The organism is Chryseobacterium sp. MYb328 (assembly GCF_037572595.1).
Lineage (GTDB): Bacteria > Bacteroidota > Bacteroidia > Flavobacteriales > Weeksellaceae > Chryseobacterium > Chryseobacterium pennae.
The window spans coordinates 26,351-34,171 of the sequence record NZ_JBBGZQ010000036.1 but is presented as its reverse complement, the minus strand read 5'-3'; the positions used below and the strand labels follow the sequence as shown (position 1 = coordinate 34,171).

General features: G+C 34.6%; 9 protein-coding genes. All 9 read right to left on the bottom strand.

Annotated elements, in window-relative coordinates:
• Positions 1-182: 182 nt before the first annotated feature.
• The 9 genes from WH267_RS23850 to WH267_RS23810 all read right to left on the bottom strand — a co-directional run bounded on the left by WH267_RS23850 (position 183) and on the right by WH267_RS23810 (position 7,811).
• On the bottom strand, positions 183-830 hold the full coding sequence (locus WH267_RS23850; RefSeq protein ID WP_115972188.1) for a J domain-containing protein: 648 nt from the start codon (positions 828-830) through the stop codon (positions 183-185).
• 443 nt (positions 831-1,273) lie between these two features.
• Complete coding sequence (locus WH267_RS23845) at positions 1,274-1,921, bottom strand: alpha/beta hydrolase (RefSeq protein ID WP_115972187.1); 648 nt, start codon at positions 1,919-1,921, stop codon at positions 1,274-1,276.
• Positions 1,922-2,092: 171 nt separating this feature from the next.
• Positions 2,093-2,350, bottom strand: a complete 258-nt coding sequence (locus WH267_RS23840) for a hypothetical protein (protein WP_115972186.1) — start codon at positions 2,348-2,350, stop codon at positions 2,093-2,095.
• 91 nt (positions 2,351-2,441) lie between these two features.
• Positions 2,442-2,774, bottom strand: a complete 333-nt coding sequence (locus tag WH267_RS23835) for a hypothetical protein (protein WP_115972185.1) — start codon at positions 2,772-2,774, stop codon at positions 2,442-2,444.
• 11 nt (positions 2,775-2,785) lie between these two features.
• The gene (locus WH267_RS23830) at positions 2,786-3,340 is read right to left on the bottom strand and encodes an RNA polymerase sigma factor (protein WP_185148472.1); all 555 of its coding nucleotides are present in this window, start codon (positions 3,338-3,340) and stop codon (positions 2,786-2,788) included.
• Between the two features lie 826 nt (positions 3,341-4,166).
• Positions 4,167-6,173, bottom strand: coding sequence for a S9 family peptidase (locus WH267_RS23825; protein WP_340011457.1), 2,007 nt, complete (start codon positions 6,171-6,173; stop codon positions 4,167-4,169).
• Between the two features lie 171 nt (positions 6,174-6,344).
• Complete coding sequence (locus WH267_RS23820) at positions 6,345-6,800, bottom strand: DoxX family protein (protein ID WP_115972182.1); 456 nt, start codon at positions 6,798-6,800, stop codon at positions 6,345-6,347.
• 75 nt (positions 6,801-6,875) lie between these two features.
• Entirely contained in the window at positions 6,876-7,334 is a 459-nt protein-coding gene (locus WH267_RS23815; protein ID WP_115972181.1) for an SRPBCC family protein, read from the bottom strand.
• Positions 7,335-7,382: 48 nt separating this feature from the next.
• Complete coding sequence (locus WH267_RS23810) at positions 7,383-7,811, bottom strand: SRPBCC domain-containing protein (protein WP_115972180.1); 429 nt, start codon at positions 7,809-7,811, stop codon at positions 7,383-7,385.
• Positions 7,812-7,821 lie beyond the last annotated feature (10 nt).

Here is a 7,821-nt window from a genome sequence, read left to right as displayed (position 1 = left end):
ATTATATTTATTCTAAATTAATATATTTGCAACATGAATATGATTACCCCGTTTAAAGTTCCACCTTTGGCTCCAGTATACTCATTCAGCAATGAAGAGATGTTTTGCGAAAAGAAATCGTGCTGCAAAAAATTCAAGAAAGGGAAAAGATGTAAAAAGTGCCCCGGAAGAAAGAAAATGGCTTAAAAAACTTCTTTTATCAGGAAATATAAAGCAACTGCCAGTACAATAACACCCCAAAACAGTATAACAATTTTGGGCTGGCCGGATTTGTTCATCACCGTTCTAGGCTGTGGCTTAAACATTTCATCCACTGTATTTTTGAATTTGTCAGTATCATTTTCAAAAACTTCAGTAATGGTAATTCCCTGAACTACGGTTTTATGCAATAGTGAATTGGTTGCATGAAGCAGTAACTGGAATTTTCCGTCTTTAAATTCTGTAATCTTAAAAACTCTTTCACCATAAGGTTTTTCAAGCCCGAAAGGCAGAACCTTTACCACATCCGCATTGCTGGTCTGCCAGCTGATAATAATTTCCTCCCCTTTTTTCACATGAATCTTATTGGCTGTAAAAGTTTTAATGACAGGTGGAATATTATATCTGAAACTTCGTTGATGACTTTCTAAATTCTGATCATAACTACGTCTGCTTACAGGATCATTCAATGTTTCATAGGCTTCCTGAATTTCACGAAACCGGTCTGCAAAAAAATCATCATTCTCATTTTTATCGGGATGATATTTCAGAGAGAGCTTGCGATAAGCCTTTTTGATGTCTTCTTCTGAAGCATCCTGCGATATACCGAGAAAATAGTAGTAATCTTTCATTGAGCAATACAAAAATAAGGATTTATTTTTCTTTTTACTTTGTATTCAACGTAAATAATAAGCTGTTGTTCCTAACAAATATCAATATATTATAATGCTTAACTCTATCCGTTTTTACAATTGCGAGCAAGCAATCTTAATGTTACATATGACATCAGTGTTGGAAAGCACAAAATCGTAAGATTATTGATAAGCATTGTGTTTTATTTTATCTGCAATAAAATTGAATACTACATGTTTGATGGCCACTAATGCACAAATGAGTTTATTTGCATAATACCTATGTTCCTATGTGGTTTAAAAAATTACCACATAGGAACATAGAAAAGACTTTTTTTAATTGATATTTAAAGTATTTTTTTTTCGCGCATTCGTGGCAAAAAATCTGTGCTTTTATGCTTCTCAACAAACCATACGAAGTTAATTACCTGTATTCTCCATAGTTATTTACGATTGATCCATTCTTTTGTTGGAATAATCCAGGCATCAAGAGCTTTAAACAAAAATCCGTGGTTCAATCCTGTATTAAGCTCAATCTCTTTAAAATCTTTGATATCTGATCTGATAAATCGCTGCTCCTGCGATAGAGGAACATGTCCGTCATCCGATTTTTCTGTAATGGAAAGTATTCTTCCATACAATCTGAAATTTTCATCTTTCTCTAAAGAATCATCTTTAAAACTAGCACCAATAAAAACAAATTTCAGCTCCGGATTTTTTTCATACCAGGAAATATATTGTGCAATATAACCGCCTTGAGAGGTTCCTACAACTGTAATATTTTCAGCTTTAACTCCCTTTTTAATAAGACGATCAATCTGTTTCTTTATTTTCAGAGCATATACTGCCGGATCAGTATTAGGTTTTCTTTTCTCAAAAAGAATAACATTACTGCTGTCTTTCAACTGATGAAGGACTTTTTCATACTCTACAATACCATATTTAGGATGCGCTTCATCTGCTGAATGGTCCTCCAGAAATTTGTTGTGCAAAAAGAAAATATATTGCTTATTCTTCAATTCAGATTTCTGTCCATATACAACAATAGAAAAAAAAGCAAGTATGATGATGAAAATATTCTTCGGTATCATGATTGTAAAATGAAAGAAAAACAAATTTAGTCTTTAATCAATACATTCACTGCCAAAACATTCTTAAATTCTGCAGAATGACCTGATTGGCTTAAAATAAAAAAATTCGGGCTCGGGAAGCTTTGCTTCCCCGAGCCCGAATTAAACAATTTCAATTTAGTTATTTACTTTTTATGCTTCGCAGGTATTATCCTTTCTGCAGCATCTTGAACTGAATTCTTTTTTGAATTTTCCTTTCAGTTCCTGATATTGATCATCATTCATTTCTCTGATTTTATCGGCTAATCCGAAAGGGGATTTTTCTTTGATTCCGTATTCATCAAAAATACCTCTGATAAATCTTTTTCTTTGTACTGCTTTTTTAGCGATTAAGGCTACACCCACAACGGCTAGTGCTCCAAGAGCTCCTTTTAATGCTGAATTTTTCATTTTTTCAAAATTTTAAATTTTACTACTTCTTGTTTTTTATAAAGACGAATGAATTTTAATTTTACTTTACTACTTCTTTAAAATTTTCAAATTATTCGTTATTTCTGTTGAAGAATCCTCCGGAGCATCTATTTCTCCAGGCTTCTTTAAATTTCTCTTTTTCTTCGGGCGATAATCCTTCCATTTTCTCTCTCATTTTTCGTTCTTTGAAATCTCTCATCCCTTTTCCGAAATGAAAACCTCCGAAAAGAATCTTACTTAAGATCAGGATTCCCATCGCCTGCCAGTATGTAATGGATTTTACCCCTAAAATTTCAGGAAGAAGGCAATTCCACAGCGACATTACGATCCAGGTAACGGCTAGGAGAATTAATGGTGGACATAACAATAAAAAAATCCAGCCCTTTTTGTGTTTATAATTCATAATTTCTTTTTCTAACTTTTTAAATCTTCGTATAATCTTCTCAATCTGTTTCTCAGATGCTTCACAGCATAGTTTTTTCTACTGATGATGGTTTTGATGTTTTCTCCCTGTTCATCAGCAATCTCCTGGAGGGTTTTGTCGTTCAGTTCATTTTCTACGTAGACCAGCCTTTGTTTTTCGGGAAGTTCATCAAGCGCTTCAAACAGTTTTTTCCAGATCTCATCCTGAAACATTTTCACTTCAGGCCCGGCACTTTCATCCATCAATAAAATATCTTTGATAGAAAAGCTTCCGTCTTCATCTTCATAGACGAAATCTTCCAGATTTTCTGTTTTCTTTTTACGGTAACGGTCTGTAATCTTATTCGCCGTTACCCTGTACAACCAGCCCCCAACATTCACAATCTCGGAAAGATTGGTAATACTGCTGAACTGATACCACACTTCCTGCAGAATATCTTCCGCATCCTCCGTATTTTTCACTTTGGGACGAATATAGGACATCAGCTTCCCTCCGTAGTTCGAAACGGTTTGTGAGATGATACTGTCTTTATCCTTCTGTGGCATTGTTATTTTTTCGACAACCTCCATACTGATATGACGGCTATCCTTTTTATTTTACTTTAATAAATTTAAAATATTTTTCCGGAATTTCTGTTTTTCTTTTATTCATCAGGCTTTTATTTCATCTGTTTATATATTCAGTCACTCATTATTTATTACTATTCATTTTTTTCAGGAGCTATTTCCTGCTATCCGCTCATACTCCTCGCGCCGTACTTACGCCAATATACGCTGTGAGGTAACCGCTTCTATGACTAATTGTGGAGAAAAGACGAACCTTGACAGGTTTTGAAAACCTGTCAAGGTTTGGGGGAACCATTCCTTAATAAACTATAAAACCTTTGTAAGATCATTATTGAGATTCTTCATTACGTTTTGCTTCATTCACAATGATAAAGAAGCGGTTGATTTTTTTATTTATCTCGCGGATTTAGCAGATCTAACAGATGATTGAGGCTTAAAAATTATATGAAATATTTGAGAGACTATTTACACTTCGTTTCGCTCTGAATAACAAAAGTCGTTATTCTATCTATTAATCTATAGAAGAACAACTTTTACCATAATATAAAACTCGCTAAACAATAGATTACGAATTAAGAATCTGCGTTATCTGTGAAATCCGTGAGAAAATATAGGCATCATTCAATTTTATCGCAGATAAAATCCTTGCGCCTTAAAAACATAAAGCAATTCAATAAATTTGCTTCCTTACGTTGTCCAACCTCAGCATCCAATTCTATAAAGATTGCTTCGCTACGCTCGCAATGACAAAAAAGAAACGGAAGACATTACATCCTCCGTTTCAAAAATTATAAAAATTGCCTGTTTATTTTTTATTGAAATTCTCAGCAAAGAATCCCAGTATTGATTTATACAGTTCGATTCTGTTAGGCTCTTTTCCAAATCCATGTCCTTCATCATATTTTACCATGTAAGGAACTTCGAAACCTTTGGCACGCATTGCTTTTACAATCTGATCAGACTCATTGATATTTACCCTAGGGTCATTGGCTCCCTGTACCACAAATAATGGTTTCTTGATTTTATCAATCTGAAACACAGGTGATACTTCTTTAGCAATTTTAGCTTCTTCAGGATTATCCAGGTCATACCAGATCTGTTTTACCATTTCTTTATAGGGCTTCCAATATTCAGGGAAAGAAGCAAAGAAGGTAAAAATATTAGATACTCCTACGTAATCTACTCCACACGCATATAGATCCGGAGTTTTAATTAAGCCCATTAAAGTAGCATATCCACCATGACTTCCTCCATAAATTGCTATTTTATCTTTGTCTATCCAACCCTGGCTAATAGCATATTTTACTCCGTCTTCCACATCATCCATAGCTTTTCTTCCGATTTGCTTATATCCAGCTTTCTGGAACTCTTTTCCATAGCCCCCTGAAATTCTGAAGTTCACTTGAAGCGTCGCATATCCTCTGCTTGCAAACAACTGCGTTTCCGGGTTGAAGCCCCAATGATCTCTTATTCCCTGAGGACCACCATGAGGATTGACAATCAGAGGAACTTTTTTCCCTTCCAATGCTGCTTTAGGCAGTGTAATATATCCACGAATGGTTAATCCGTCTCTGCTTTTGAATTCGATAGGTCTCATTTCAGCCATATCTTCTTCTTTCAGCTGTGGCATAAGATTGTAAAGAAGTTTTGTCTGCTTGGTTTTGGTATCATACTCGTAATAGGTTCCGTATAATTTATCACTTCCCACCACTACCAAAAGCTTCTCATTATTATCATCAGAGGAAACAATACCAAATTCTTTATCTTTAAACTGCGCTTTTAATTGATCATCAATTTCTTTATAAAACTTACTTACAGGAACTGTTTCTCCTTTTAACCCTTCATAGCTGACATAATCCAGTTCGTAATTTCTGTTCTTACCCGCAACACTTATTGAGCTTACGTCATATACAGGGTTAGCATATACTTCTTTGATCACAGCATTTTTTTTCAGATCGTACAAAACAATTCTTGCTTTATCACCATCTAAATTGGTCACTACATAAGCTTCATCCTTATTTTTAGAATGATCATTAAACCTGATAATACTGAAGGTGTCTGACCAGTCTGCAGATTTCAGAAGATTAAATTTCCCAGTCTGTAAATCTTTGTAATACGTTTTCGTAGTCAATCCGTTTTCAAGAACGCTGTATCCTCTTAAATTTCCGTCTTTATCAAAAATATACCCGTCAATAGGACTGTTGACATCTTTATTTTCATACAGCTGAGTCATTTCTCCAGTTACAAAATTGATTTTAAACGGCTCGAAGATCTGCTTATTGTTCTTATTCATCGTAACCACAACGAAGTCGGAATCTTTTATAGGAATAATTTCTCCTAAGGTGATTCCGTCAAATGGTGTTAAATCTTTAAGATTCGTTCCATCTACATCCGCAGCGTATAAGTGGATATTTTCATTTCCACCTCTATCCTGAGTGTAAAACAGACGGCTTTTATTCAGCCAGCCATAGGCTTTTATCAGATCATCTTTTTCAACAATAGCTTTAGTAATCTTCCCCGTGTTCAGTTCTTTAACGTATACATGGTTTTTGCTGTCCTTATCTTTTTCTTTGTAAGAAAGGTATTTTCCATCAGGAGAAATTTTAAATGCTGAAGCTTTGGGCCTTGCAAAATAATCTTCTACTTTATATTTGAAGGTTCCTTTATCGTAGGACACCAGTTTTTCAAGATTAGCTTTGGTAGACGGAAGCGTAGGATCTCCCGGAAGTTTACTTGCAGAATTTTGTGCGTTAATCATAATAGCAGAAAGTACAATATAAGCTGTACCGAAAATTTTGGAATTTAGATTCATAACTTACGTTTTTAAAGTTAAAAACAGAGTCTTCAATTCAATATTTCATCAATAAAAAATCAGATTCTTTACAGATAAGACAGTCAAAAAGCATAAAACGTTACAATATTTAACATTTCTTTTGAATATTTCGAAATAAAAAAGCAGTCCCGAAGACTGCCTGCATGTTCATTATAAATACATTCCGAAGTACCAGGTCCAGGCTATTAAAATAATCTGCATGGGAATTCTTTGAGTATAAAGGTATTGCATTCCCGGCCCTGTGTAATCTGCTTTAAAAATATTAATATTCTTTTGGGATGAATTGATATTGGCGATAAAAACCAATATATAAAAGATAATCAATAAAACTGCAGTTGTTTCACGAATAGCAGGAATCATCAGCCCTATTCCGGCGGCGATTTCCAGAAAGCCTGTAAAATACACCCAAAAGATTTTAGCAGGAATAAAACCGGGAATCATCATTGCCATTCCCTTCTGGAATTTAAAATGGGAAAATCCTGTAAATACAATAAAGACTGCCATCCCGAGATTTCCCGAAAATAAAAGATCCGGCTTTCCTTGAAATACCATTGTTCCCAGTAAAGCTAATATAAATGTACCGAAAAGAATTACTAATAATTTCATATTTTTCTGAATTGATAGATGAAAGTTAATACAAGAGACATCAATTACAAAGCCTACAACTTTGAATATCGAGCTCTACACTGAACTAAGATTAACTCCTTCTGCCAGACTCTTCACCACCATCAATCCTTTTGTAAAACCTGTATCCATGTGATCCCGCCATTCTTTATCTACCTGAACTTCTGTATGAAGCTTTGTCTTTCCATCAAAATCAGTCAGAAAATATTTCTCAAAGCAACCGCTCCACTCCATAACCTCTTTGCTTTGTGTATCTTCTACTCCATTTTCTGTCATTCCTAAATGCTTAAAAACAATTTGACGGGGTTCGTCCATGCTGTCTATGGTAGAAACCATTCCATCACCTTTTTCATTAAGGAAATAGGTCTTTCCACCAACCTGCCAGTCGGATTTCATAACAGAAGATCCGGCACCAAAGTATTTTGTCCACTCACTGTATGTTTTAGGACCCCAGAGAATATCCCATACTTTTTGGAGAGGAGCATCTATTATTGTTTCGTACGATAGAGTTTCCATATTGTAAATTTTTGTGGTTGATTTGAATTATTTTTCATCACTACAGCTTTAAAGCTGATTTTCAGAAAGATGTTTAATAATATTAAGAGCTTTGGGGAATTTTTCTTCAAAAAATGTTTTAAACTCAGCTGGAGTTTTAATAACTGTTTTCAACAATGTTCCTTCGTCATTTTCTTCCAGGATGTAAGACTCCGTTGCATCCCCCCATTCTTTAGCAACTTCAATTCCTTCATAGATCTCCCCTAAATGCAGAAATTTTATTTCCTGATTGGGAATCATTTTTTCAACCCGGCTGTACATTCCATTATGTTTGGGGTCAAGAAATTTTATGATATTATTTTCTTCCAATACTCCTTCATAAAAAGACCCTTCTGTAAAAGCAGTTGTCCATTGTCTGTAGGTAATACCTCCCCAAAGGACGCTCCACACTTTTTCTGGTTCTGCATTAATTTCTATTTCATATGATAATTGTTCCATAATTTTTTTA